Origin of the sequence: Gordonia insulae (assembly GCF_003855095.1) — a bacterium.
GTDB lineage: Bacteria > Actinomycetota > Actinomycetes > Mycobacteriales > Mycobacteriaceae > Gordonia > Gordonia insulae.
The window spans coordinates 5,848,698-5,871,069 of the sequence record NZ_CP033972.1 but is presented as its reverse complement, the minus strand read 5'-3'; the positions used below and the strand labels follow the sequence as shown (position 1 = coordinate 5,871,069).

Annotated in this window: 27 protein-coding genes; 10 read left to right on the top strand and 17 right to left on the bottom strand. The window is 68.3% G+C overall.

Annotation, left to right across the window (positions count from 1 at the left end):
• Positions 1-85 precede the first annotated feature (85 nt).
• Positions 86-565, bottom strand: coding sequence for a DUF3499 domain-containing protein (locus tag D7316_RS26585; protein ID WP_124710924.1), 480 nt, complete (start codon positions 563-565; stop codon positions 86-88).
• A gap of 258 nt (positions 566-823) precedes the next feature.
• On the opposite strand from D7316_RS26585, the gene D7316_RS26580 reads away from it, so the two are divergent.
• Positions 824-1,279: a metallopeptidase family protein gene (locus D7316_RS26580; protein WP_124711603.1), complete on the top strand. Its 456-nt coding sequence runs from the start codon at positions 824-826 to the stop codon at positions 1,277-1,279.
• A gap of 92 nt (positions 1,280-1,371) precedes the next feature.
• Here the strand turns inward: D7316_RS26580 and D7316_RS27340 are convergent, their stop codons facing one another.
• Positions 1,372-1,593 (bottom strand): WhiB family transcriptional regulator, encoded by a 222-nt coding sequence (locus D7316_RS27340; protein WP_197718403.1) that lies wholly within the window; start codon positions 1,591-1,593, stop codon positions 1,372-1,374.
• A gap of 739 nt (positions 1,594-2,332) precedes the next feature.
• On the opposite strand from D7316_RS27340, the gene cofD reads away from it, so the two are divergent.
• The 3 genes from cofD to D7316_RS26560 are packed head-to-tail and all read left to right on the top strand — an operon-like array spanning position 2,333 to position 5,348.
• Entirely contained in the window at positions 2,333-3,412 is a 1,080-nt protein-coding gene (gene cofD, locus D7316_RS26570) for a 2-phospho-L-lactate transferase (protein ID WP_124710922.1), read from the top strand.
• Complete coding sequence (locus tag D7316_RS26565; protein WP_124710921.1) at positions 3,409-4,767, top strand: coenzyme F420-0:L-glutamate ligase; 1,359 nt, start codon at positions 3,409-3,411, stop codon at positions 4,765-4,767. Before cofD ends, D7316_RS26565 begins: the two co-directional genes overlap by 4 nt.
• The gene (locus D7316_RS26560) at positions 4,764-5,348 is read left to right on the top strand and encodes an NUDIX hydrolase (RefSeq protein WP_124710920.1); all 585 of its coding nucleotides are present in this window, start codon (positions 4,764-4,766) and stop codon (positions 5,346-5,348) included. Before D7316_RS26565 ends, D7316_RS26560 begins: the two co-directional genes overlap by 4 nt.
• 12 nt (positions 5,349-5,360) lie before the next feature.
• Here the strand turns inward: D7316_RS26560 and glgC are convergent, their stop codons facing one another.
• Positions 5,361-6,575, bottom strand: coding sequence for a glucose-1-phosphate adenylyltransferase (glgC, locus tag D7316_RS26555; RefSeq protein WP_124710919.1), 1,215 nt, complete (start codon positions 6,573-6,575; stop codon positions 5,361-5,363).
• A gap of 113 nt (positions 6,576-6,688) precedes the next feature.
• On the opposite strand from glgC, the gene glgA reads away from it, so the two are divergent.
• On the top strand, positions 6,689-7,855 hold the full coding sequence (gene glgA, locus D7316_RS26550) for a glycogen synthase (protein WP_197718307.1): 1,167 nt from the start codon (positions 6,689-6,691) through the stop codon (positions 7,853-7,855).
• Between the two features lie 9 nt (positions 7,856-7,864).
• Here the strand turns inward: glgA and D7316_RS26545 are convergent, their stop codons facing one another.
• The 11 genes from D7316_RS26545 to D7316_RS26495 form a co-directional block, all read right to left on the bottom strand.
• Positions 7,865-8,668: a methyltransferase domain-containing protein gene (locus D7316_RS26545; RefSeq protein ID WP_232017096.1), complete on the bottom strand. Its 804-nt coding sequence runs from the start codon at positions 8,666-8,668 to the stop codon at positions 7,865-7,867.
• 86 nt (positions 8,669-8,754) lie between these two features.
• Positions 8,755-8,922: a DUF3117 domain-containing protein gene (locus D7316_RS26540; protein WP_004019232.1), complete on the bottom strand. Its 168-nt coding sequence runs from the start codon at positions 8,920-8,922 to the stop codon at positions 8,755-8,757.
• A 133-nt stretch (positions 8,923-9,055) separates the two neighbouring features.
• Complete coding sequence (locus D7316_RS26535; RefSeq protein WP_124710917.1) at positions 9,056-9,403, bottom strand: DivIVA domain-containing protein; 348 nt, start codon at positions 9,401-9,403, stop codon at positions 9,056-9,058.
• 50 nt (positions 9,404-9,453) lie between these two features.
• Positions 9,454-10,497: a glucosyl-3-phosphoglycerate synthase gene (locus D7316_RS26530; RefSeq protein WP_124710916.1), complete on the bottom strand. Its 1,044-nt coding sequence runs from the start codon at positions 10,495-10,497 to the stop codon at positions 9,454-9,456.
• Positions 10,494-11,357 carry a dihydropteroate synthase gene (gene folP / locus D7316_RS26525; protein WP_124710915.1) on the bottom strand — a complete coding sequence of 288 codons (864 nt, stop codon included), beginning with the start codon at positions 11,355-11,357 and terminating at the stop codon, positions 10,494-10,496. The genes D7316_RS26530 and folP overlap by 4 nt, the downstream gene beginning before the upstream one ends.
• A 47-nt stretch (positions 11,358-11,404) precedes the next feature.
• On the bottom strand, positions 11,405-13,183 hold the full coding sequence (locus tag D7316_RS26520) for a long-chain-acyl-CoA synthetase (RefSeq protein WP_124710914.1): 1,779 nt from the start codon (positions 13,181-13,183) through the stop codon (positions 11,405-11,407).
• Positions 13,184-13,294: 111 nt separating this feature from the next.
• Complete coding sequence (locus D7316_RS26515) at positions 13,295-13,831, bottom strand: LOG family protein (protein WP_124710913.1); 537 nt, start codon at positions 13,829-13,831, stop codon at positions 13,295-13,297.
• The gene (locus tag D7316_RS26510; RefSeq protein ID WP_124710912.1) at positions 13,828-14,631 is read right to left on the bottom strand and encodes an LOG family protein; all 804 of its coding nucleotides are present in this window, start codon (positions 14,629-14,631) and stop codon (positions 13,828-13,830) included. Before D7316_RS26510 ends, D7316_RS26515 begins: the two co-directional genes overlap by 4 nt.
• Before the next feature lie 17 nt (positions 14,632-14,648).
• Positions 14,649-15,752, bottom strand: a complete 1,104-nt coding sequence (gene dapE, locus D7316_RS26505; protein WP_124710911.1) for a succinyl-diaminopimelate desuccinylase — start codon at positions 15,750-15,752, stop codon at positions 14,649-14,651.
• 19 nt (positions 15,753-15,771) lie between these two features.
• Complete coding sequence (locus tag D7316_RS26500) at positions 15,772-16,122, bottom strand: VOC family protein (RefSeq protein WP_124710910.1); 351 nt, start codon at positions 16,120-16,122, stop codon at positions 15,772-15,774.
• Positions 16,123-16,155: 33 nt separating this feature from the next.
• The gene (locus tag D7316_RS26495; RefSeq protein ID WP_408610061.1) at positions 16,156-16,716 is read right to left on the bottom strand and encodes a DM13 domain-containing protein; all 561 of its coding nucleotides are present in this window, start codon (positions 16,714-16,716) and stop codon (positions 16,156-16,158) included.
• A 140-nt stretch (positions 16,717-16,856) separates the two neighbouring features.
• On the opposite strand from D7316_RS26495, the gene D7316_RS26490 reads away from it, so the two are divergent.
• Together D7316_RS26490 and D7316_RS26485 are read left to right on the top strand one after the other, a co-directional pair.
• Entirely contained in the window at positions 16,857-17,147 is a 291-nt protein-coding gene (locus tag D7316_RS26490) for a zinc-ribbon domain-containing protein (RefSeq protein ID WP_124710908.1), read from the top strand.
• A 79-nt stretch (positions 17,148-17,226) separates the two neighbouring features.
• Positions 17,227-17,628 (top strand): VOC family protein, encoded by a 402-nt coding sequence (locus D7316_RS26485; protein ID WP_124710907.1) that lies wholly within the window; start codon positions 17,227-17,229, stop codon positions 17,626-17,628.
• Here D7316_RS26485 and D7316_RS26480 read toward each other — a convergent pair.
• A complete protein-coding gene (locus tag D7316_RS26480; RefSeq protein ID WP_124710906.1) occupies positions 17,610-18,356 on the bottom strand; it encodes a helix-turn-helix domain-containing protein in 747 nt (248 codons plus the stop codon). The two genes, D7316_RS26485 and D7316_RS26480, sit on opposite strands and share 19 nt — an antisense overlap.
• 38 nt (positions 18,357-18,394) lie before the next feature.
• Between D7316_RS26480 and dapD the strand changes: the two genes are divergently transcribed.
• Positions 18,395-19,360: a 2,3,4,5-tetrahydropyridine-2,6-dicarboxylate N-succinyltransferase gene (dapD, locus tag D7316_RS26475; protein ID WP_124710905.1), complete on the top strand. Its 966-nt coding sequence runs from the start codon at positions 18,395-18,397 to the stop codon at positions 19,358-19,360.
• 170 nt (positions 19,361-19,530) lie between these two features.
• On the opposite strand, the gene dapC is transcribed toward dapD, so the two are convergent.
• Positions 19,531-20,652: a succinyldiaminopimelate transaminase gene (dapC, locus tag D7316_RS26470; RefSeq protein ID WP_124710904.1), complete on the bottom strand. Its 1,122-nt coding sequence runs from the start codon at positions 20,650-20,652 to the stop codon at positions 19,531-19,533.
• Positions 20,653-20,661: 9 nt separating this feature from the next.
• Positions 20,662-20,991 carry a ferredoxin gene (gene fdxA / locus D7316_RS26465; RefSeq protein ID WP_124710903.1) on the bottom strand — a complete coding sequence of 110 codons (330 nt, stop codon included), beginning with the start codon at positions 20,989-20,991 and terminating at the stop codon, positions 20,662-20,664.
• A gap of 389 nt (positions 20,992-21,380) precedes the next feature.
• Between fdxA and D7316_RS26460 the strand changes: the two genes are divergently transcribed.
• The gene (locus D7316_RS26460; RefSeq protein WP_124710902.1) at positions 21,381-21,965 is read left to right on the top strand and encodes a cupin domain-containing protein; all 585 of its coding nucleotides are present in this window, start codon (positions 21,381-21,383) and stop codon (positions 21,963-21,965) included.
• A 5-nt stretch (positions 21,966-21,970) separates the two neighbouring features.
• Positions 21,971-22,342 carry a rhodanese-like domain-containing protein gene (locus D7316_RS26455; protein WP_124711601.1) on the top strand — a complete coding sequence of 124 codons (372 nt, stop codon included), beginning with the start codon at positions 21,971-21,973 and terminating at the stop codon, positions 22,340-22,342.
• Positions 22,343-22,372: the final 30 nt, after the last annotated feature.

Genomic DNA, 22,372 nt, shown 5'->3' with positions numbered 1-22,372 from the left:
ATCTACCCTAATGCCCCACGGCGAAAGTGTCCGACAGGTATTGCGCCCGCTGGCGACTGCCGGTTCGGCGTGCGCCGCCCGAGAGTCAGTCGATCGGGTCGGGCAGCACCCGCAGGTGCCCACGGCGCCCCGGCCGCGGGCGCGCGGACTGCGCCGCACGGCGGTGGGCGTCGTCGGCGGGTGGCCCATCCGTGGCGCGGCCGGCCATGCGACCGGCCCGATGGCGGCCCGCCGACGCGTCGTCGAGTCCGTCGAACAGATCGGGGAACCCCGGTGTCGGGTCGACCCGATCGGCGCCTCCGACCTCGCGCACCGCCTCGGCCAGCGCGGTCAGTTCGTAATCCTCGGCGACCGGCGCGGAGAAACCGCGCTCGCTGCGGAGCATCTCCCAGCCACGCGGGACCGTGATCCGGCGCGCGTGATCATCGCAGAGATCCCACGAGTGGGGCTCGGCACTACTGGCCAACGGACCGATCACCGCTGTCGACTCGGCATAGACGAAGGTCAAGGTAGCCACCGCGGAACGGGCGCAGCCGGGCCTGCAGCACTGTCGGGGAAGCTTCACGTGACGAGGTTAGCCCCGGCGACGGGTCCACACCGGCGGCGACACGCGTGCCCGCGTGAAACACACCTCACACGCGACATCGCCGCCCCGAATCCCTACACTCGCGTCATGCGCTTCGATCCGCCCCGCCCGTCTCGCGGTCGCGCCGACGAACCCCGTGGTCGCGCCCAGGATTCGCGTGGCCGGTCGATGGAACCGCGCGCCGGGGACGCCCGGGGGCGAGGGCTCGATCCGCGTCCGGGGACCGTCCGGCGTCCGATGGCCGCCACGCGGGTCCGGGATCGGCGCGGACGCGGGCTGCGCTCGCCGTTGCTGCCGCAGTATGTGCCGGCGTTCACCAGCCGGGCGGACTCGTTCGATGTCATCGCCCTCGAGGCATTCGCGGAGATCGACACGCGCTGGCATGACCGCCTCGCCGGCCTGGACATCGCGGTCGACGACATCCCACGGATGCTGCCGCGGGATCCGGAATCCATTCAGTGGCCGGACGAGGTCACCGCCGACGGCGCGGTGCCGCTCGCACGGCTCATCCCGGCCGGGGTCGACGTCCACGGGCAGCCGTCCCGGGCCCAGATCATCTTGTTCCGCCGCCCTCTGGAGGTCCGCGCCAAGCGCGGCGCGGACCTACTGGAGTTGGTGCACGAGGTGCTGGTGCAACAGGTGGCCACCCACCTCGGTGTCGACGAGGACACCATCGACCGCGGTCCGGAGTGATCCGACGCCCGTGCCGCAGATCCGCTGGTCGATCGTCGACCGGTGATCAGGTCGGCACGGAGCCGATCACCGCGACCGGTCGGTCCGACCGATCAGATGATGCCGCGCTTGATCCGGCGCCGCTCCCGCTCGGAGAGTCCACCCCAGATCCCGAAGCGCTCGTCGTTGTGCAACGCATACTCGAGGCACTCCGACTTCACCTCACAACCCTGGCAGATGCGCTTCGCCTCGCGGGTCGATCCACCCTTCTCGGGGAAGAACGCCTCGGGGTCGGTCTGCGCACACAGCGCACGATCCTGCCACTGGTCCTCCATCGCTTCGAAGAGATCGTCGAAGTCGTTGGGCACCAATGAAAGATGGCGCGGCTGCGCCCATGGGGAATTGTCCGCCGGTTCGGCGGTGCCACCATCCATGGTTGGTGACATCAGCGAATCACCCGCCAGCTCAAGGTGATTGGTCCAGGCCTTGGCACCAGCCAGTTCCTCCGGACGACTCGTCGACTCAACTGAGTTGTGGGGATCGGAGAAGCTGCGTGGTTCAAGGGGATTGCCGATCGGGTTCTCAAAAGCCATCGTCGGCGCCTCCTAGCTCGAGAAGTCTGTCAGTTCCAGTCATCGGTGTCCGCGGCCACCCGGCCGCCCCACCTCATCTGCCCACACCATCGATCGTCACCGTGTGTCCGGGTACTCACCCACTGAGCCATTCGAACAAATGATCGAAAACCTTGCGCTCCATCAGTTCTCGATCTCAAACTCAGAATGACACTGATGTGATTACACACGTCATGGGCCACTGCGGTCAAGTTAAAGCAAAAGATTCCTTAATACCATCGGTTGTCGGAAAGTCCCGGCCCCGACACGGGCTCGGGTTGCGGACATCAGCAAAGTCACAGATCCGCGATCCCCTCCCCTGAAATCGCCACCCATGGTACCGAATCCGGCGTCGCCCCCACCCCCGGTCGGTCGCCGGCCCGATCACCCCCGGCTGACCATGCACAACCTCTGACCCACCGCGGTCGACACCGCCCGCACCGACATCACTAGAGTGAACGAGGTGAAAGTGACGGTTCTCGTCGGCGGTGTCGGTGGCGCCCGCTTCTTGTCCGGTGTCCGGGAACTGCTCGGGCCCACGTCGTTTCCCGACCCCGTGGATCCCACCACGGACGGGACGGTTGCCGCCACGGTGAATCATCCGGATGACCGACAACACGAGGTCACCGCGATCGTCAATGTCGGCGACGATGCATGGATGCACGGCGTGCGGATCTGTCCCGATCTCGACACCTGCATGTACACGCTGGGCGGCGGGATCGACCGGGAGCGTGGTTGGGGTCGCGTCGGCGAGACGTGGCATGCCAAGGAGGAGCTCGCGGCCTATGGCGCCGACCCCGACTGGTTCGGTCTCGGCGACCGCGACCTGGCGACGCATCTCATCCGCACCCAGATGCTCGACGCCGGCTACCGCCTGTCCGATGTGACCGCAGCGCTGTGCCGGCGCTGGCAGCCGGGTGTGCGCCTGATCCCGGCGACCGACGACCGCCATGAGACCCATGTGGTGGTCGCGAAGCCGGACGGCGACGACGGTGATCGGGTCGCCATCCACTTCCAGGAGTGGTGGGTTCGACACCGCGCGCGGATACCCACCTACGGTTTCGCCCAGGTGGGTTCTGATGACACCCAGGCCGCACCGGGAGTGGTCGACGCCATCACCGGTGCCGACGTCGTGCTCATCGCACCCAGCAATCCCGTGGTCAGCATCGGGGCCATCGTCAGCGTGCCCGGCGTGCGCAGCGCCCTGCGGACGACGTCGGCACCCGTCGTCGGGATCTCCCCCGTCATCGACGACCGGCCGTTGCGTGGCATGGCCGACGAGTGTCTGTCGGTGATCGGTGTGGAGACCACCGCGGAGGCCATCGCGGCGCACTACGGCGCGCGCAGTGGCAACGGCATCCTCGACGGGTGGCTGATCGCAGAGGGCGATCGCGCCACCGTCGACGGCATCGCGATCGGGGCGGCACCGCTGCTGATGACCGATCCCCCGACGACCGCCACCATGGTCCGCGATGCCTGCGCGCTGGTCGGTGTGACCACCCCCGCTCACGATGCCGGCGCATCGAACGGGCCGGCCGCGTGACCGCCCCGGGGTCGCCCGGCGACCACGGCGCGGCCGGGAGTCTGGAGATCCGGCCGGTCATCGGTCTCGGCGAGTTCGGCACCGACAGCGACATCGCCACGGAACTCGCCGCCGCCGCACCCTGGCTCGCCGATGGCGACGTCGTGGTCGTGACCAGCAAGATCTTCTCCAAGGTCGAGGGACGGATGGTGGCCGCGCCCACCGATCCCGACGAGCGGGATGCACTTCGCCGCAAGCTGATCGACGAGGAGTCGGTGCGCGTACTGGCACGCAAGAACCGCACCCTGATCACCGAGAACCGGCTCGGCATCGTGCAGGCCGCGGCCGGGGTGGACGGGTCGAACATCGCCACCGATCAACTCGCGCTCCTCCCGCTGGACCCCGACGCGAGCGCAGCGCGGCTGCGCGGGCGCATCAAGGAGGTCGCCGGCGTCGACGTCGCGGTGGTCGTGACGGACACCATGGGACGGGCCTGGCGCAACGGCCAGACCGACGTCGCGATCGGTGCCGCCGGCATCCGGGTGTCCCATCCCTACGACGGTTCCGTCGATACCTACGGCAATCCCCTCGTGGTGACCGATGTCGCCGTCGCCGACGAGATCGCCGCGGCCGGCGACCTGGTGAAGGGCAAACTCGGCGGGGTCCCGATCGCGGTGATTCGTGGGCTCGGCCCGATCGACGACGGGTCCCGGGCCGCCGACCTCGTCCGTCCGGCCGACGAGGACCTGTTCCGACTGGGCACGGCGGAGGCCATCGAGCTGGGCCACCGGCAGGCCCTGCTGACGCGGAGATCGATTCGTGCCTTCGCGCCGGGGCCGATCGACGCCGAGATCATGTCGGCGGCGTTCGCCGATGCCCTCACCGCGCCGGCGCCGCATCACACGCACCCGGTCCGGTTCGTCTGGGTCCGATCGGCGGATCGCCGGGCACGTCTGCTCGATGCTATGGCGGATGCCTGGCGCTCCGATCTCGGCGCGGACCAGAAGTCGCCGGAATCGATCGAGAAGCGTCTGCGACGCGGTCAGATCCTCTATGACGCACCCGAATTGGTCATCCCGTTCCTGGTCCCCGACGGCGCACACGACTATCCCGACACCCGCAGGCGCGCCGCCGAGCACACCATGTTCACGGTCGCGGCCGGCGGCGCGGTGTCGGCACTGCTCGTCGCGCTGTCGGTCCGCGGGGTGGGCAGCTGTTGGATAGGTTCGACGATCTTCGCACCGCAGGTCGTGCGCGACGTCCTCGAGCTCGACGAGCGGTGGGAACCGTTGGGCGCGATCGCGATCGGACGTCCGCTCGACGACGCGGGACTGCGGGAGCCGGCGTCGACCGATGGCCTGGTGCTCGAGCGATGAGCGCCGCATCGCTGCGGGCATCGTCCATCGAGACCCTTCGGTCGTGGACGGCCCCGGACCCGGAGCAGGACTCGTTGCGCCACACCTATCTCGCATTCCTCGACGCCACAGCGGCTGCCTGCCTGAGGGCCAGCGAGCCGGGCCACATCACCGCATCGGCGATCGTCTTCGACGCGACCCTGAGCCACGTGCTGCTGACCCTGCATCCACGTGTGGGCAAGTGGATTCAGCTCGGCGGTCACTGCGAGGAGAGCGACGACACGCTCGCCGACGCGGCCACCCGGGAGGCGCGCGAGGAGTCCGGCATCCCCGACCTGCACATCGCGACCGGGCCGGTCCATCTGCACACGCATCCGATCACGTGCTCGCTCGGCGTACCCACCCGCCATCTCGACGTCCGGTTCGCCGCGGTGGCGTCGCCGACCGCCGACGGAACTCCCCCGCGGATAGTGCGCAGCGACGAGTCGGTGGATCTCGCGTGGTGGCCGATCGACGACCTGCCGGCACACACCGACGCCGTCGACACACCGATCCTGATCAGGCGCGGTCTCACCGCATGCCGGACGGCCGGGCTCGGCTGACGCCCACCCGAGTCAGACCCGGATGCCCTTGCCGACGGTGACGACTCCCCCGCCGCTGATGGAGAAGCGTTCGCGATCGGCCTCGGGGTCCACACCCAGTTGGACGCCCTCGCCGATGTGCACGTTCTTGTCGAGGATGGCATGGCGCACCACTGCACCCTTGCCGACCCGGACACCGGGCATCAGCACACTGCCCTCGACGATGGCGCCGTCCTCGATCAGCACGTTCGCCGACAGCACCGAGTCGCTGACGGTGCCCGCCGAGATGATGCTGCCGGCGCCCACGACGGAATCCTGGGCGGTACCGCCCTGGACGAATTTGGCGGGCGGCAGGTTGACCGTCTCACCGCGGATCGGCCAGCGACGGTTGTAGAGGTTGAAGACCGGGTGCACCGACACCAGGTCCATGTGCGCGTCGTAGAAGGCATCCAGGGTGCCGACATCGCGCCAGTAGCCCTTGTCCCGCTCGGTGGCTCCGGGAACCTCGTTGTCCTTGAAGTCGTAGACGAACGCGCGGTCGCGGCTCACGAATCCGGGGATGATGTCGCCACCCATGTCGTGGTCGGAGTCGGGGTCGGCGGCGTCGGACCGGATCGCGTCGACGAGCGCCTTGGTGGTGAAGACGTAGTTGCCCATCGACGCGAACGTCGCGTCGGGATCGTCGGGGGTGCCGGGCGGGTCGCTGGGCTTCTCCAGGAATCTGGTGATACGGCCGGACGAATCGGAGTCGATGCAGCCGAACGCGGTGGCCTCCGCCCGGGGAACCCGGATCCCCGCCACGGTGACGTCGGCGCCGGAGTCGATGTGCGCCTCCACCATCTGCGACGGGTCCATCCGGTACACGTTGTCAGCGCCGAAGACGACGATGTACTCGGGTTCCTCGTCGGTGATCAGGTTCATCGACTGGAAGATGGCGTCGGCGCTGCCGGTGTACCAGCGCGGCCCGAGTCGCTGCTGGGCCGGCACCGGGGTGATGTACTCGCCATGGAACCCGGCGGAGAACCAGGTCTGCGAGATGTGCCGGTCGAGCGAATGCGACTTGTATTGTGTGAGCACACAGATGCGTTCGTACCCGGCGTTGACGAGATTGGACAGCACGAAGTCGATGAGGCGGTAGGAACCACCGAACGGAACCGCGGGTTTTGCACGATCCATCGTCAAGGGGTAGAGCCTTTTCCCCTCGCCGCCTGCGAGGACCATTCCGAGCACGTGCGGCTGTGTTCTCACATCCCCCAACTTAACCGGCATCCACCGCCGGGGCCATACGAATCGGCGCTCCGGCGGCACCGGATTCCCGGCACCGATGGCGAATCCGCGTCGATCGCGTTAGCGTCGACCGCATGAGGGTGGCGATGATGACACGGGAGTATCCACCCGAGGTGTACGGCGGTGCCGGCGTCCACGTGATGGAACTGGTCAGGCACCTGCGGTCCCTCGCCACCGTCGACGTGCACTGCATGGGTGCCGAGCGCGACACGGCGCATGTCTACGGACCCGATCCGGGACTCGCGGGAGCCAACGCGGCGATCACCACCTTGTCGGCGGACCTCCGGATGGCGGTGGGCGCCGAGGGAGCCGACCTGGTCCACTCACATACCTGGTACACGGGCCTGGCCGGGCACCTCGCCGCCCAGCTGTACGGCGTCCCGCACGTGCTGACCGCGCACTCGCTCGAACCGATGCGGCCGTGGAAGGCCGAGCAACTCGGCGGAGGCTATCGGGTGTCGAGCTGGGTCGAGCACAACGCGGTCGAGTACGCCGACGCCGTGATCGCGGTCAGTTCGGGGATGCGCACCGATGTGTGCAACACCTACCCGCGTGTCGATCCCGATCGGGTTCACGTGGTGCGCAACGGTATCGACACCACGAATTGGTATCCCGTGGACGACCCCTTCGGTCCCGGTTCGGCGCCGGCCGACCTGGGCCTCGACCCGGACCGGCCGATCGTCGCATTCGTCGGGCGGATCACCCGGCAGAAGGGAGTGGCCCACCTCGTCGCCGCCGCCCACGACTTCGCACCGGAGATCCAACTCGTGCTGTGCGCGGGTGCGCCGGACACCCCCGAGATCGGGGCCGAGATCGAGGCCGCGGTCACCGAGCTCTCCGAATCCCGCGACGGGGTCTATTGGGTGCGCGAGATGCTGACTCAGCCTCGTATCCGTGAAATCCTCACCGCAGCAACAGTTTTCCTCTGCCCGTCGGTATATGAGCCGCTCGGCATCGTCAATCTCGAGGCGATGGCCTGCAACACCGCGGTGGTCGCATCCGCCGTCGGGGGCATCCCGGAGGTGGTCCGCGACAACGTGACCGGCCGCCTGGTCCCCTACGATCCGGTCGATCCACGCGGGTTCGAGGCCGGGCTGGCCGAGGCGGTCAACGCGGTGGTCGGCGATCCTGCGGCGGCCGCGGCGATGGGCAAGGCAGGCCGTGAGCGTGCCGAGGCCGAATTCTCCTGGGAGTCCATCGCCGAACAGACCCTCGAGGTCTACCTCGCCACCCTGCGCTGACCCGGACGGTCACCGCGCGCGAGGACGGAAGGTCGTGACGCCGACCGACACCGACACCTCGATCCGGCCATCCGACTCGGCGGTCAGCGCGTGCGCATCGGACCGGATCTCCTCGGCCGTACGGTGAAAGGCCGAGGGCCCCATGGCCACCAGATCCTCGACCCCTTCGGCATCGAGCAGACGGCGGTCACGGATGTGGCCCTCGGCGCCGACCTCGAAGTCCGCGGCGAGCGTGGCGTGCAGTCGCGTGTCCTTGTCTGCCCCGACGGCGAGCATCCGCATGGGTCCGACGAGTTCGGCGAGGTGATCCGGATCGGGCGTCACCACCACCAGGAGACCGGCGGGGTGCAGGATGCGCGCGAACTCGGCGACGTTGCGCGGCGAGAAGATCGACAGGACGACCCCGACCGACTCCGCCTTCACGGGCAGCGGTCGCCAGATGTCGGCGACGACGGCCGCCGTGCGCGGATGTGACCGTGCGGTGGCGCGAGCGCAGTATTTGGAGAGATCGAGACCGAGTCCCCGCAAACCGGGGTCACGTTCGAGGGTGGCGGCGAGATAGTGGCCGGTACCCGAGCCCCCGTCGAGCACCATGGCCGGCCGGTCGGCGGGTGAGTTCGAGGTGGCGGCATCGGCCACTGCCGCGGCGACGGCATCGAAGGAGCCCGAATCGTGTACCCGACGTCGCGCGGCGACCATCGGCGCGGTGTCGGAGAGATGTTGTGTCGACCGACCGTCGATCAGAGAGACGTACCCCTGCCTGGCGATGTCGAATCGGTGAGATGAGCCGCAGGACAATGACCGATCATCCACGGCGACCGCCAGGTCGGCGGCGCAGACCGGGCATCGCAGCACCGCCTCGACGTCGCGCAGGGGATGCGCGGGGGCGCCGTCAGGGGTCAGCCGGTGACCCCGCGCAGTTCTTCGCCCAATGCCGCCGCCTCGTCCGCTGTCAGCTCGACGACGAGCCGTCCACCGCCTTCGATCGGAATCCGGACAACGATTCCACGTCCTTCCTTGGCCGCTTCGAGGGGGCCGTCCCCAGTACGTGGCTTCATTGCCGCCATTCTCGAACTCCTTTCAGAGCTTTCGCCACACGGTGTGGAATGACACCCCAGCATTGGTCGGAAATGCTGTAGGTGCCACGACAATGATACGTGTTGCAGCACTCGTCGCTGCCGCGCACGTGATCACGACGTGTCACGGCCCGGCAGGCGACTGGTCCGGGGGGTCGACGCGGGCGGCCGACAGGTCGGCCGCCTCCCGTCCCTGGAGGTCGAGCACGACGCCCCGCAGTTCGTCGAGCTCACGGGCCAGTTTCTCCAGCGCCCAGTCGACTTCGGTCTGCGAGTACCCACGAAGGGTCTGCGAGAACGAGATCGACCGGACATCCGCACCGGTGATACCCGCCCTCGGCAGGCGCGCGAGGGTGGTGCCCTTCTCCAGCGGCGGCAGGTCTTCGCCCCGGCCGAACACGAACCAGACGGCGGCGAAGACGGCGGCCACCACCACGGCCATGATCAGCAGATACAGCAGCATCGTCTGCATGTGACCAATACTGGCAGATCCGGGGCCGGGTCCACGTCAGCCCCGGTGGGTCAGGACGCGATCTCGGCGTCGCCGGTGTCGTCGACGCGGATGGTGTCCATGGGCGGACGGTCCTCCAGATAGACCTCGGTGGTGTGCGGAGTGAACGATCCGTCCGGCTCGGCGGTGAACTGGGTGAGTCCGATGCCGGAGTCCTCGATTCCGCAGCGGCGCATCAACGTCCCGACGATCTGGCGACTCATCACCCCCAGTTCGATGAGCGGCCGATTGCGGTGTGTGCGCACCCCGAGGTTGACCTGTCCGATGCCGTCGAGCCCGTAGCGATCGAACGTGTCGATCAGCAAGCCGATCTCCACCCCATAGCCGGGTGCGAACGGGACCGACGAGAGCAGCTCGCGGGTGCCCGCGTACTCGCCGCCCAGCGGCTGCAGCACGCCGGTCAGATCGGGGCGCTGCGACGCCAGCAGCGGACGGGCGACGAGTTCGGTGACCCGTCCCCCACCGTTGGCATCCTGCATCCCACCGGTTCGCAGGGGACGCCGGTAATAGCCCTTCACCAACTGGATTCGCGGGTCGATCAGCAGCGGTCCGAGCATCTTCGGCACGAACATCGGGTCCGGGTCGATGAGATCGGAGTCGACGAAGGCGATGATGTCACCGGTCGCCACCGCGATCGACCGCCACAACACCTCGCCCTTGCCCTTGACGGGTTCGAGTTCGGGCACGGCCTGCTCACGGCTGACGACGGTCGCACCGGCGGCGCGGGCGCGCTCTGCGGTGGCATCCGTGGAGCCGGAGTCGAGGACGATCAGTTCGTCCACCAGCGTCCCGTACAGCGGGCGGATCGTCGCGATCACGTCGGCGACGGTCTCTTCCTCGTTGAGTGCCGGCAGCACCACGGACACCGTCCGGCCGTTCTTCGCGGCGACGAGCTCGTCGATGGTCCAGTCCGGCTGTTCCCAGGTGTTGGTGGCCGACCAGCGCTGCTTGGCCCCGAGGGTGTCGGCAGGCGTGGGCCAGATGGTCGTCTTGGTCCGGTTGTTCGTCACGCTCGCCTTGCGACGGGCCTGGGTCCGACGTACCTGTTCGGTCATGCGAGTCCCCTGACTGTTCGGGCGGGAGGTCGTGTCCCCGCGATGGCAGCGACCATGTCGACCACGCGACGGGTGGCGGCGACCTCGTGGACGCGAAAGATCCGCGCGCCGGCAGCGGCGCTCAGAGCAGTCGCGGCGAGGGTTCCCTCCAGCCGTTCGTCGAGATCCACACCCAGAGTCTCCCCTACAAAGTCCTTGTTGCTGAGCGCCATCAGCACTGGCCAGCCGGTATTAACAAGAACGTTCACCTGGCGTAACAACGCGAGCCCGTGGTGGGTGTTCTTGCCAAAATCATGTGTCGGGTCGATCACGATCGAGTCACGTGCGACCCCCGCTTCGGCCGCTCGGCGGGCCGCCGCGGTGACGTCGGCGACCACATCGGCGACCACATCGGCATAGGCGACACGATGCGGACGGGTGCGCACCGTCGCCCCGCCGGTGTGCGAACAGACGATGCCGGCGCGATGGGCGGCGGCGACCTTCACCAGTTCGGGGTCTGCCCCCGCCCACGTGTCGTTGATCAGATCGGCGCCCGACGCGCAGGCACGTTCGGCCACCTCACTGCGCCAGGTGTCCACACTGATCAGGACGTCCGGGTACCGGTCCCGGATCCAGGAGATCAACGGGAGCACCCGCTCGGCCTCGGTGGCCGCGTCGACCTCGTCACCCGGACCCGCCTTGACCCCGCCGATGTCGATGATGTCGGCGCCCTCCGCCACCACCTGCTGCACGCGGGCCTGCGCGGCGGTGTCGGCGAAACTCGCACCCTTGTCGTAGAACGAGTCGGGGGTCCGGTTGACGATGGCCATCACGAGTGCGCGGTCGGTCGCGACGGGTCTGCCGCACAGCGTCGAGAGCATGGACCCAGCGTAACGAGAGGAGCGATACGGCTCCTCGACCAGGCGACTCAGCCCTTCGGGGCCTTCGCGTTCGCGACGTCGTCGGGATAGTCGGCGTAGAAGTCGACGTATCCCTTGTCGCGCCCGGCCAACACGTAGACCGCGTCGTCGCCGGTCTTCGCGTAGCCCTCGTCGCGCAACTCCACCTTGCGGTTCTTGAACGTCGAGGTCTGCTCGAAGTCGTCGACGACGCGGACGAACAGCGGGACCGCGTACGCCGGCAGGTGGTCGTAGAGGTGCTCGGAGAGCTTCTTCGGATCGAGGTCGACGCCGTCGCGGAGTTTCACCGCGCCCATCCCCGCACGACCGTCGGCCTTGTCGATCTCGACGCCGTACACCACCGACTGAGCGATGCCGTCGAAGGAGTCGAGTGCGGATTCGACCTCCGTGGTGGCCACGTTCTCGCCCTTCCAGCGGAAGGTGTCGCCGAGCCGGTCGACGAAGGCGATGTGCGCAAATCCCTGATCCCGCACCAGGTCTCCGGAATTGAAATAGGCGTCCCCGTCGGTGAACGCGTCCCGGATGACCTTCTTCTCGGTGGCGTCGGCATCGGTGTAGCCGTCCAACGGCACCCGCTCGCTGATCTCGGCGATCAGCAGCCCGGTGCCACCCTTGCCGACCTCGGTGAGTCGACCCTTCTCGTCACGCCGGGGCTCGCCGTGGTCGTCGTATTCGACGATCTTGTAGGGCAACGGGCAGAATCCGGCGGTCCGCTTGACGCTGAACGCGTTGACGAAGGCGAGGTTCAACTCGCTGGCGCCGTAGAACTCGACGATCCGCTCGATGCCGAATCGTTCCGCGAACTCATCCCAGATCTCGGGGCGCATCCCGTTGCCGATGATCACCTTGACGGCATGCCGGCGGTCGGTGGGCTTCTCCTCCTGGGCCAGCAGGTAGCGGCACAACTCGCCGATGTAGCAGAACGCGGTCGCGCGGTTGAGGATGACGTCGTCCCAGAATTTGGACGCGGAGAACGACCTGCCGATCGCGATGCACGCGCCCGAGGCCAGCACCGATCCGAGCGACACCGACAACGCGTTGTTGTGATAGAGCGGCAACGGCACATACATGGTGTCGCTGTGCTTCAGGCGGACCGCGAGGCCGCCGATCCCGGAGAGATTGGCCAGCCACCGGTTGTGACTCATCACGCTGGCCTTGGGCATCCCGGTGGTGCCGGAGGTGAAGATGTAGAACGCCTTCGTCGATGCGGGCAGCGTCGCGGTGACGGCCGGATCGGACTCCGTCCGACCCTGCGCGGCGGAGTCGAACCCGGCGAAGTCGAAGACCTGCGGCGGGAGGACGTCTGCGGGAATGGAATCGAACGCCTCGGCACAGTCCGGATCGTGCACGAGCACCTTCGCGTCGAGCAGGGACACGCTGTGCGCCATCACTTTTCCGCGTTGGTTGTAGTTCAGCATGCCGGCCACCGCGCCGAGTTTGACGGTCGCGAGCATGACCATCAGATCGGTGGGATTGTTCTTCGACAGGATGGCGACGACGTCGCCACGGCCCACACCGTTGTCGGCGAGGGTGGCGGCGTAACGATTCACGCGACGATTGACCTCACCGTAGGTGATGGACCGGCCGTCGAACCGGATGAACGGCCGATCCGGATGGGACGCGGCATGCTTCTGGAAGATCGAGCCGATGGTGCGCTTCGCCTCCGGCGGGCGGTGGATCAATCCGGGCGCGTGCTTGATCATGTTCGGCGCGTGCGGCGCCATCTTCACGACGCCGCGGATCAGGTCGGTGAAACCGACGGCGTTGTGGGTGTCACTGCTCGGCATCAGTCGCTACTCCGCTTCCCTCGTGCTCGTGGAATGTGTCGAGAACACGCTCGACGACGAACGTCACATGTCCCGCCGCTTCGCTCGCCCCTGTCGAAGATCACCCCTACCTTACCGAGCAGTAGCAAGCTGGATCGCAGATGGCACCGAATCGGTCACGCGGAGCCGGTCGAGCGCCCCCTGCCGGACGAATCCCTGGCCGACGAGCTGGTGCAGCCACGCCAACAGTGGCGCGTAGAACCCGAACGGGTCGAGCAGCACGACCGGCTTGTCATGCATACCGAGGAACCCCGCGGTCCAGGTCTCGAACAGTTCCTCGAGGGTGCCGATGCCGCCGGGCAGGGTGATGAACCCGTCGGCGCGCTCGTCCATCTGTCGTTTGCGCTCGCGCATGGTCTCGGTGACGACCAGCTCGTCGGCACCGAGATCGGCGACCTCGCGTTCCATCAGCGCTCGCGGGATGATGCCGACCGTCGGGCCGCCGGCCAGCCGAGCCGCCTCCGCGAGGGCGCCCATCATCGAGATGTTGCCGCCCCCGGACACCACGGTGTGGCCGCCGGCCGCGAGCGCGGTGCCGACGTCCGCGGCGAGATCGAGGAATCGCTGATCGACCGGACCGGATGCACAGTAGACACAGATCGCGCTCATCGACCACCACGCCCGGCCGCGGCCGCCGCGATGATGTCGACCGCCTCCGACGGTTCGTCGACCACGTGCAGCAACTCGAGGTCGTCGGGCGAGATCATGCCCTTGGCGAGCAGCACCTCGCGCATCCAGTCGATCAGACCGGTCCAGTGGTCGCGGCCGATCAGCACGATCGGGAACCGGACCACCTTCTTGGTCTGGACGAGGGTGAGGGCCTCGAACATCTCGTCGAGGGTGCCGAAACCGCCGGGCAGACAGACGAACGCCTGCGCGTATTTCACGAACATCGTCTTGCGGACGAAGAAGTAGCGGAAGTGCATGCCCATATCGACCCACTCGTTGAGGTGCTGTTCGAACGGCAACTCGATGTTCAGGCCGATGGACTGCGCACCGGCATCCCAGGCGCCGCGGTTGGCGGCCTCCATGGCACCGGGTCCGCCGCCGGTGATCACCGCGTACCCGGCCTCACCCAGTGCCGCACCCAGGCGCACCGCGAGGTCGTAGTCGGCGCTGCCCGGGACCAACCGTGCGGAGCCGAAGACGGTGACCGCCTCGGCGACCTCGCTCATCGCGTCGAAGCCCGCGACGAATTCGGACTGGATGCGCAGCACCCGCCACGAATCCCGCATGGTGCGTTCGGCGCGGAGGTCGGCGTCGTTGGGGTCGACCCATTCGAGGAGCCGGCGGTCGGTGGTCTTGGACGACTCGCCGGGTTCACGCCGGACCCGCACGGGACCGACGTAACAGGTCTCGAGATCGGGCGCTTCCGGAACGTCTGGGGATTCTGACTGGTCGGGCGACATGCCGGTCAGGCTAACGCCTACCCGGACAGATACGCACGCAGGAGATCGGTGACCTCGGCGATCTGACGCACCGGAACCCGCTCGTCGACGCGATGGGCCAGATTGGGATCCCCGGGGCCCAGGTTCACGGCGGGAATCCCCAGCGCGGAGAACCGGGAGACGTCGGTCCAGCCGTACTTGGCGCGGAATCGTCCTCCGGCGGCGTCGACGAGGGCCGCCGCGGCCGGATTCGACAGTCCCGGAAGGGCTCCCGACGCCGAGTCGGTCACTTCGAAGCCGAGCTGTCCGTCGGCGAGTTCGGCGGCGAAGACCTCGCGGACGTGCTCGGTGGCCTGCTCGACGCTGCGGTCGGGGGCGAAACGGAAGTTGACGTCGACGTGTGCGTCGTCGGGGACGACGTTGCCGGCCACACCTCCACCGATGCCCACCGCGGACAGGCCCTCGCGGTATTCGCACCCATCGATGTCGACGGTCCGCGGACGATACGCGGCCAAGGTGGTCAACACTGTGCCCAGTTTGTGAATCGCGTTGTCGCCCATCCACGATCGGGCCGAGTGGGCGCGCGTCCCACGTGTCGACAACCGGACGCGCATCGTGCCCTGACACCCTGCCTCGATGAGGCCGGCGGTCGGTTCGCCCAGGATCGCGACGTCACCGTGCAACCACTCCGGCAGATCCCGCTCGATGACACCGAGACCGTTGTATTCGGCCGCGATCTCCTCGCAGTCGTAGAAGATCAGGGTCAGATCGTGGGCCGGTTCGGCCATGGTCGCCGCGAGATGCAGGAAGACGGCGTCGCCGGACTTCATGTCCACCGTGCCACAGCCGTGCAGCACATCGCCCTCCGCGGCGTCGGCGGTGCGACGGTGGGGCAGGTTCCCGGCGACCGGGACCGTATCGAGGTGGCCGGCGAGGACGACGCGCGTGGGACGACCGAGATCGGTGCGTGCAAGCACCCGGTTGCCGTTCCGAACGATCTCGAAACCCGATGTCTGGGAACGCAATGCGGCCTCGACGGCATCGGCGATGGCCGTTTCGTCGCGGGATTCGCTCTCGATGTCGACGAGCGCTGCGGTCAGCTCGACGGGATCGGCGTGCAGGTCGAGGACGGTCGTGGTCACCCGTCCACCGTATCGCGGCTCACTTGGCGTACTTGGGTTCGTACAGCTGCACCCGGAAACCGCCGGGCACCAGGAAGTAGGTGACCAGCCCGTATCCGTGGTCCTCGACGTCTCCGGTGAACTCGACGCCGCGGCCCTTCAGTTCCTCGACGGTCTGCTCGATGTCGTCGCAGTAGAAGGACACGTCCGCGGTGCCCGACGGCGGACTGGTGCCGTCGGTGGGATGAACGCCGAGATCGGCTTCGGGCGCATCGAAGATGAGCCAACCGCCGCCGGTGTCGGTGGCGGGCAGTTGCAGTTTGTCCTTGATGAAGGCGCGTAAGGCCTGTTCCTCGGTGGTGTAGAACAGGGCGTGCATCCCGCGGATCATCCGGTCCTCCTCGTCGGAGTGTGTGCCTGCAATCTACCGCCCGCGCACCGGATCGACCGGAGACTCCGGCGGCTCGAGTTCGGCGGCGCCGAACGAGACGGAGAATCGCACGCACCAGAGCACGACGGCGCGGTAGCGGGCGAGGTCGACGCCGGGCGGGATCGGATACACCTGATCGCCGCGGTTTCCCTTGATGTCGCCCAGGTCCACGTGGTCCGCGCCCGCGGCACTGCGCCATCCGCGTACGCCCGGGATCACCGGCGCGGCCGACAACCAGACATTGACGTCGGGTCCCGTGGTGGTCTCGAGGTTCTCGATGGCGAGCAGCCGGGCGCCATCGGGCCGCTCGATGACCGTGACCCGACCGGTCGTGTCGTGCTCGTGGCCGATGAAAGTGCCCGCGGCGATCACCACCGGTCCGGCGGGCGCCGCGCTCGGCGACGTCGTGACCGCCACCGGGATCTCGTCGTCGACCTCGGTGTCGACGAACAGGAGCCACGGCTGGAAGATCAGCGCACCGACGGCCACCACGACAACCGCGAGGGCCGCCACGATCCACGGCCATCGTCGGCGTCGGGGGCGCCCGGTCGGCACGGGTCCCACGGTAGACCGCGCGGGAGTCGGTGACACGGGTGTCGCGCCGGTCGGTCGTGCGGATGACATCCGCTCGCGCGACGCCGGACACCGACGCCGCCGCGGATACGATCGGCTGACCCCAGGGGGAAGGACGACAGATGATCATCTTCGGTGGACGCCAGACGTCGGCGTTGCTCGCGGTGCTCTACTTCCAGTGCGTGTTCTGTCACGCCCAGGCCGCCCAGCGCCTGATCCGCACCAGGACGTGGTTCACGTTGTTCTTCCTGCCGATCTTCCCGTTCGGTCGCGGAAACCACTCGGTGCACTGCGCGTACTGCGGCAATTCGTCCGCCGTGTCCCGCGAGAACGCCGATCGCTTCGTCGCGGACGCGCACGCACAACATGCACACATGGCCGGTCCCCCGCAGCCGGCGCATCTGCCCCGCTGAACAACTCCCGGAGCCGCACGGCAGCACGTTGTCCGAAACGTTCAAGTCGGCGACCGATCCACGCACTACGGTCACCGGTATGACCACAACGCCATCACCGAAACTCAACGCGCTCTCGATCGTCACCCGCGACATGGGGGCGGCGATCGCCTTCTATCGCCTGTGCGGACTCGACTTCCCGGACGGTGCCGAGAACGAGCCGCACGCCGACGTGACCGTCGGCGGCTTCCGCGTCATGTTCGACACCCGTGACGTCGTCCAGTCGTTCACACCGGCCTGGACCGAGCCGGCCGGCGGTCACCGGATGGCACCCGCCTTCGAATGCGAGTCGCCCGCCGCGGTCGACGAACTGCACGCGACACTCGTCGCGGCCGGACACCGATCGCACCACGACCCGTTCGACGCGTTCTGGGGTCAGCGCTACGCGGTGGTCCTCGACCCCGACGACAACCCCGTCGACTTCTATTGCGCCCTGGGCTGATCCGCTTCCGGACCCGAGTGGCCGGCCCGGACGGCGAACGTCGCGGGTCCGTGTCCGGCGAGCTCGACGAACTCACGATGCATGTGCGGATAGTCGGCGAACCCGCGACGATAGGCGACCGCGGACAGATCCCGGCCGACGCCGAGATCCGTCATCGCCGCCCGCATCCGCAGGATGCGCTGCAACGTCTTGGGGCCGTATCCGAAGTGGTGCAGCGACTGTCGATGCAGGGTACGGGCGGTGACGCCGGCGACGTCGGCGCAGAGGTCGATGCGACGTCCCGCGGCCAGATTCGCGACGACGGGACCCAACCAGGCCGGCCGGTCCGCGACTCGGGTACGTGTGAGCGCGACGAGCACCGACGCGGGATCGTCGGCATCGACGATGGCCGAACACCACCGCTGCGCCTCCGCCCGCGTCCACAGGTCGGCGAGATCGGTTCGGGTGTCGCGCAGTTCGTCGGCCGCGCAGCCGAGCACGGTCGGCGCGACACCGGGGTCGAGCCGCAGACCCACCATCTCGCCGGCGACGTCGGCGTGATGGACATAGGGCCGGGTGTCGGGACCCGCGACGAGGATCCGCCGACCGGTCCAGATCAGATCCATGCACCCGTCCGGCAGGATCGTCGACGAACCGGCGTCGTGTCGTCCGGTCCACACGGTCCCCGCGACGTCGGCGACCCTGCGCTCCCGGTAGGGCGCCGGGCGACTCTCGCTCGAGACGGTCATGGAATCCATTGTCCCCGGTCCCGGTAGGCTGTGCTCCCGTGACGACGAATGGCGCTTACGCAACCGGTATTGCCACCGTGACCAACGGAGGATCCGCCGACCCCGGCTCGGTCCTCGACGTCTGGTTCCCCGAGCCGGAGCTCGACAGCCCGACAACCGCGGAGACGGTCATCCTCGAGGGCGACGACATCCCCACCGAACTGCGCGCCCTGGTCGGCACCGACACTGCACGCGGCGTCAAGACGGTCGCCGTACGCACCTCCATCACCAACCTGTCGTCGGAGCCCGCGGACGCCTACGACGTCTACCTCCGGCTGCACCTGCTGTCGCACCGCCTCGTGGCACCGCACGGGACTAATCTCGACGGCATCTTCGGGCTGCTGACCAACGTCGTGTGGACCAACCACGGGCCCTGCCCGATCGAGGGTTTCGAGAAGACCCGCGCTCGGCTGCGTGCCCACGGCCCGGTCACCGTCTACAGCGTGGACAAGTTCCCCCGGATGGTGGACTACGTGCTGCCCGGCGGCGTGCGGATCGGCGACGCCGACCGCGTCCGGCTCGGCGCGCACCTGGCGCCCGGCACCACCGTGATGCACGAGGGTTTCGTCAACTACAACGCCGGCACCCTGGGCTCGTCGATGGTCGAGGGTCGTATCTCGGCCGGTGTCGTCGTCGGGGACGGCTCCGACATCGGCGGCGGCGCATCCACCATGGGCACGCTGTCGGGCGGCGGCAAGGAGATCATCGCGCTGGGCAAGCGCTGCCTGCTGGGCGCGAACTCCGGCTGTGGCATCCCGCTGGGTGACGACTGCGTGGTCGAGGCCGGGCTCTACGTCACCGCGGGCACCAAGGTCACCGGACCGGACGGCACCTCGGTCAAGGCACGCGAGCTGGCCGGCCAGTCGAATCTGCTCTTCCGTCGCAACAGCCTCACCGGCGCTGTCGAGGTGGTGCCCTGGAAGGGCGACGGGATCGCCCTCAACGAGGCGTTGCACAAGAACTGAGGCCGCTCGGGTCGGCGGCGGGTCGGCTTGAGGCGGGTCGGCGGCGGGAGTGATCTCGATACGCCGGGCTCGCTACGCTCGCACGGCTACTCGATCAGCGAAGGGCAGCGGGGGCGAAGGGCAGCCGGGGCGCGGGCCACTCGGTCGGCGAGGGTCGACCGGGTCGGCGATCAGGCCGTCAGACGCGCGGCGGCCGCCGCGATGCGCTCGTCGGTCGCGGTCAGCGCCATCCGTACGTGGCGGGTGCCGGCCGGACCGTAGAAATCACCCGGTGCGGCCAGGATGCCGCGTTCGGCCAGCCAGTCCAGGGTGACCCGGCTGTCCTCGTCGCGGGTCGCCCACAGATACAAGCCCGCCTCGGAGTGATCGACGCGGAAGCCGGCCGCCCGCACGGCTGCCAGGAGCGTCGTGCGGCGCGCCCGATAGCGTTCCGCCTGCGCGATCGCGTGGGCGTCGTCGTTCAGCGCAGCGACCATCGCACCCTGGATCGGGAACGGCACGATGAGCCCGGCGTGCTTGCGGACCGCGAGCAACTCACCGATCAGTTCGCGGTCGCCGGCGAAGAAGCCCGCACGGTACGACGCGAGGTTCGACACCTTCGACAGCGAGTGCACCGCGATCAGGCCGGTGTGGTCGCCGTCGCTGACCCGCGGATCGAGGATCGAGTAGGCCTCGGTGTCCCAGGCCAGACCCAGATAGCACTCGTCGGACACCACGATCGCGCCACGTTCGCGTGCCCAGCCGACCACCTTGCGCAGATGGTCGATGCCCAGCACCTTGCCGGTCGGATTCGACGGTGAGTTGAGGAAGATCAGTGCGGGCGAGGTGGGCCCGAGTTGCACGGTGGAGTCGGCCCGCACCGGCGTGGCGCCGGCCAACAATGCGCTGACCTCGTAGGTCGGGTACGCGACCTCCGGGATCACCACGACGTCCCCGGCGCCGATGCCGAGCGTCGACACGATTCCGGCGATCGCCTCCTTGGTACCGATGACCGGCAGGACAGCCGATTCGTCGAGACCGGGAGCGCCGTATCGACGGGCGAGCGCCGCGACCGCGGCCTCACGCAGCTCGCCGGTGCCGATCGTCGTGGGATATCCGGGGAACTCCGACGATGCGGCGAGTGCCTCCCGGATGATCGGATCCACCGGGTCGACCGGTGTGCCGACCGACAGATCGACGATGCCGTCGGGATGGGCGGACGCCCGCATCCTGGCCCCGCCGATGGTGTCCCACGGGAAGTCGGGCAACAGAGTGCTGACGCGTCGTCGAGTCGCGAATCCGGACGTGCTCACGGCGTCAGGTCATTCCTCTTCGTTCATCGGCGGCAGACCCTTGACGAACGCGGCGTCGGTGTCGGTCTTGCCGACCTTGCTCGCGCCACCGGGCGAGCCCAGGTCGTCGAAGAAGTCGGCGTTGGCGCTCACGTAGGGTTCCCACTCGTCGGGCACATCATCCTCGTAGAAGATCGCCTCCACCGGACACACCGGTTCGCAGGCACCGCAGTCGACGCACTCGTCGGGCTGGATGTAGAGCATCCGGCCACCCTCGTAGATGCAATCCACCGGGCATTCCTCGACGCAGGCCTTGTCCAGAACGTCGACACAAGGCTCCGCGATGATGTACGTCACCACACTCTCCTTCACTGCAAAACTCGCGGGCCGCCAACGATCGCTGTCGCGGTGTCGTTGCCGGGGCGGCGCGTGGGCTGGACGCGCCTCATCTCGGACCGCGCGGCGATCCCCGTCTCGTCGGGTCGATCGCACACCGATCCACATCCAAGAGTATCGGGCGGGGACGCCCATCAGCGAACCCTCCCCTCGCAGCGGCGCCCTGGAGTAACGGGGATCACACACCCGTCGACGGTTGCGATCAGTACGCGCGGAACCCTCGACGCCGACAACGGCCCGCGTGATCCTGGGACGCGTGACCGAGCAGGAGCGAACCGACGTGGTTCCGGGCGAGATGTGTCCGGGTTGTCGTAGCTGACCAACCGAACCCATCCATCGACTCGGAGACCACGATGACCACGACGTTGCGTCGACCCGACCCGCGATTCGAACCCGCTCACGTCCGTCCGGCGAATCTGCCGACCCGGCTTCGGCCGGCCGATCTGCTGCGTATCACCGACCAGGGCGTCGCCGACGTCCTCGACGGTGTCTACGACCATCTGTTGCCGAGACACTGGGACCCCGTCGAGCGCTGGGCGACGCGCCTGGTCTCGAATGACGATCTCGACGTCTGGCTCATCAGCTGGACCCCGGACCGATCGACCGAACTGCACGATCACGCGGGGTCGCTCGGTGCGCTCACGGTGTTGTCGGGGTCGCTGCGGGAGTATCGCTGGACTGGTCAGGATCTGGCCCTGCGCGTCCTGGACGCCGGCGATCAGGCCGCCTTCCCACTCGGCTGGGTGCACGACGTGCAGCGCCACGACCCGCTCGCCATCCAGACCGAGTCGGGCGCCCAGGCCTCGCCCGGCCCCATCACACCTACACTCAGCGTGCACGCGTATTCGCCGCCGCTGACCGCCATGTCGTTCTACGCCGTGACCGATCACGCCACCCTGCGCCGGACCCGCACCGAACTGACCGACGAACCGGAGTGACCTCGATGCCGACGATCGACGACCTGCTGCTCGACGCCCGCGATCGGCTCCGGCGGCTCGACGCACGCGACGTGGCCGACGAGCTCGCGTCCGGCGCGGTGCTCGTCGACATCCGTCCCGCCGCCCAGCGCGCCGTCGAGGGTGAGGCCGATGGCGCGCTCGTCATCGAACGCAATGTCCTCGAGTGGCGCTGCGATCCGGCGAGCGACGCGCACATCCCGGAGGCCGTCGACCACGACGTCCGGTGGATCATCCTGTGTTCCCAGGGGTACACGTCCAGCCTGGCCGCCGCGTCGCTGCAGCAGCTCGGACTGCATCGCGCGACCGATGTGATCGGCGGCTACGAGGCGTTGCAGGCGGCCCACACCGCGCGCTGAGCATCCTCCGGCGACTGCCGCCGTCGGAGG

Excerpts from the sequence above, each read along its gene's own strand:
- D7316_RS26580 (WP_124711603.1), top strand. The coding sequence starts at position 824 with ATGGCCGCCACGCGGGTCCGGGATCGGCGCGGACGCGGGCTGCGCTCG.
- D7316_RS27340 (WP_197718403.1), bottom strand. The coding sequence starts at position 1,593 with ATGGAGGACCAGTGGCAGGATCGTGCGCTGTGTGCGCAGACCGACCCC.
- D7316_RS26560 (WP_124710920.1), top strand. The coding sequence starts at position 4,764 with ATGAGCGCCGCATCGCTGCGGGCATCGTCCATCGAGACCCTTCGGTCG.
- glgA (WP_197718307.1), top strand. The coding sequence starts at position 6,689 with ATGAGGGTGGCGATGATGACACGGGAGTATCCACCCGAGGTGTACGGC.
- D7316_RS26540 (WP_004019232.1), bottom strand. The coding sequence starts at position 8,922 with ATGGCGGCAATGAAGCCACGTACTGGGGACGGCCCCCTCGAAGCGGCC.
- D7316_RS26535 (WP_124710917.1), bottom strand. The coding sequence starts at position 9,403 with ATGCAGACGATGCTGCTGTATCTGCTGATCATGGCCGTGGTGGTGGCC.
- D7316_RS26530 (WP_124710916.1), bottom strand. The coding sequence starts at position 10,497 with ATGACCGAACAGGTACGTCGGACCCAGGCCCGTCGCAAGGCGAGCGTG.
- folP (WP_124710915.1), bottom strand. The coding sequence starts at position 11,357 with ATGCTCTCGACGCTGTGCGGCAGACCCGTCGCGACCGACCGCGCACTC.
- D7316_RS26520 (WP_124710914.1), bottom strand. The coding sequence starts at position 13,183 with ATGCCGAGCAGTGACACCCACAACGCCGTCGGTTTCACCGACCTGATC.
- D7316_RS26515 (WP_124710913.1), bottom strand. The coding sequence starts at position 13,831 with ATGAGCGCGATCTGTGTCTACTGTGCATCCGGTCCGGTCGATCAGCGA.
- D7316_RS26510 (WP_124710912.1), bottom strand. The coding sequence starts at position 14,631 with ATGTCGCCCGACCAGTCAGAATCCCCAGACGTTCCGGAAGCGCCCGAT.
- D7316_RS26500 (WP_124710910.1), bottom strand. The coding sequence starts at position 16,122 with ATGATCCGCGGGATGCACGCCCTGTTCTACACCACCGAGGAACAGGCC.
- D7316_RS26490 (WP_124710908.1), top strand. The coding sequence starts at position 16,857 with ATGATCATCTTCGGTGGACGCCAGACGTCGGCGTTGCTCGCGGTGCTC.
- D7316_RS26485 (WP_124710907.1), top strand. The coding sequence starts at position 17,227 with ATGACCACAACGCCATCACCGAAACTCAACGCGCTCTCGATCGTCACC.
- D7316_RS26480 (WP_124710906.1), bottom strand. The coding sequence starts at position 18,356 with ATGACCGTCTCGAGCGAGAGTCGCCCGGCGCCCTACCGGGAGCGCAGG.
- D7316_RS26460 (WP_124710902.1), top strand. The coding sequence starts at position 21,381 with ATGACCACGACGTTGCGTCGACCCGACCCGCGATTCGAACCCGCTCAC.
- D7316_RS26455 (WP_124711601.1), top strand. The coding sequence starts at position 21,971 with ATGCCGACGATCGACGACCTGCTGCTCGACGCCCGCGATCGGCTCCGG.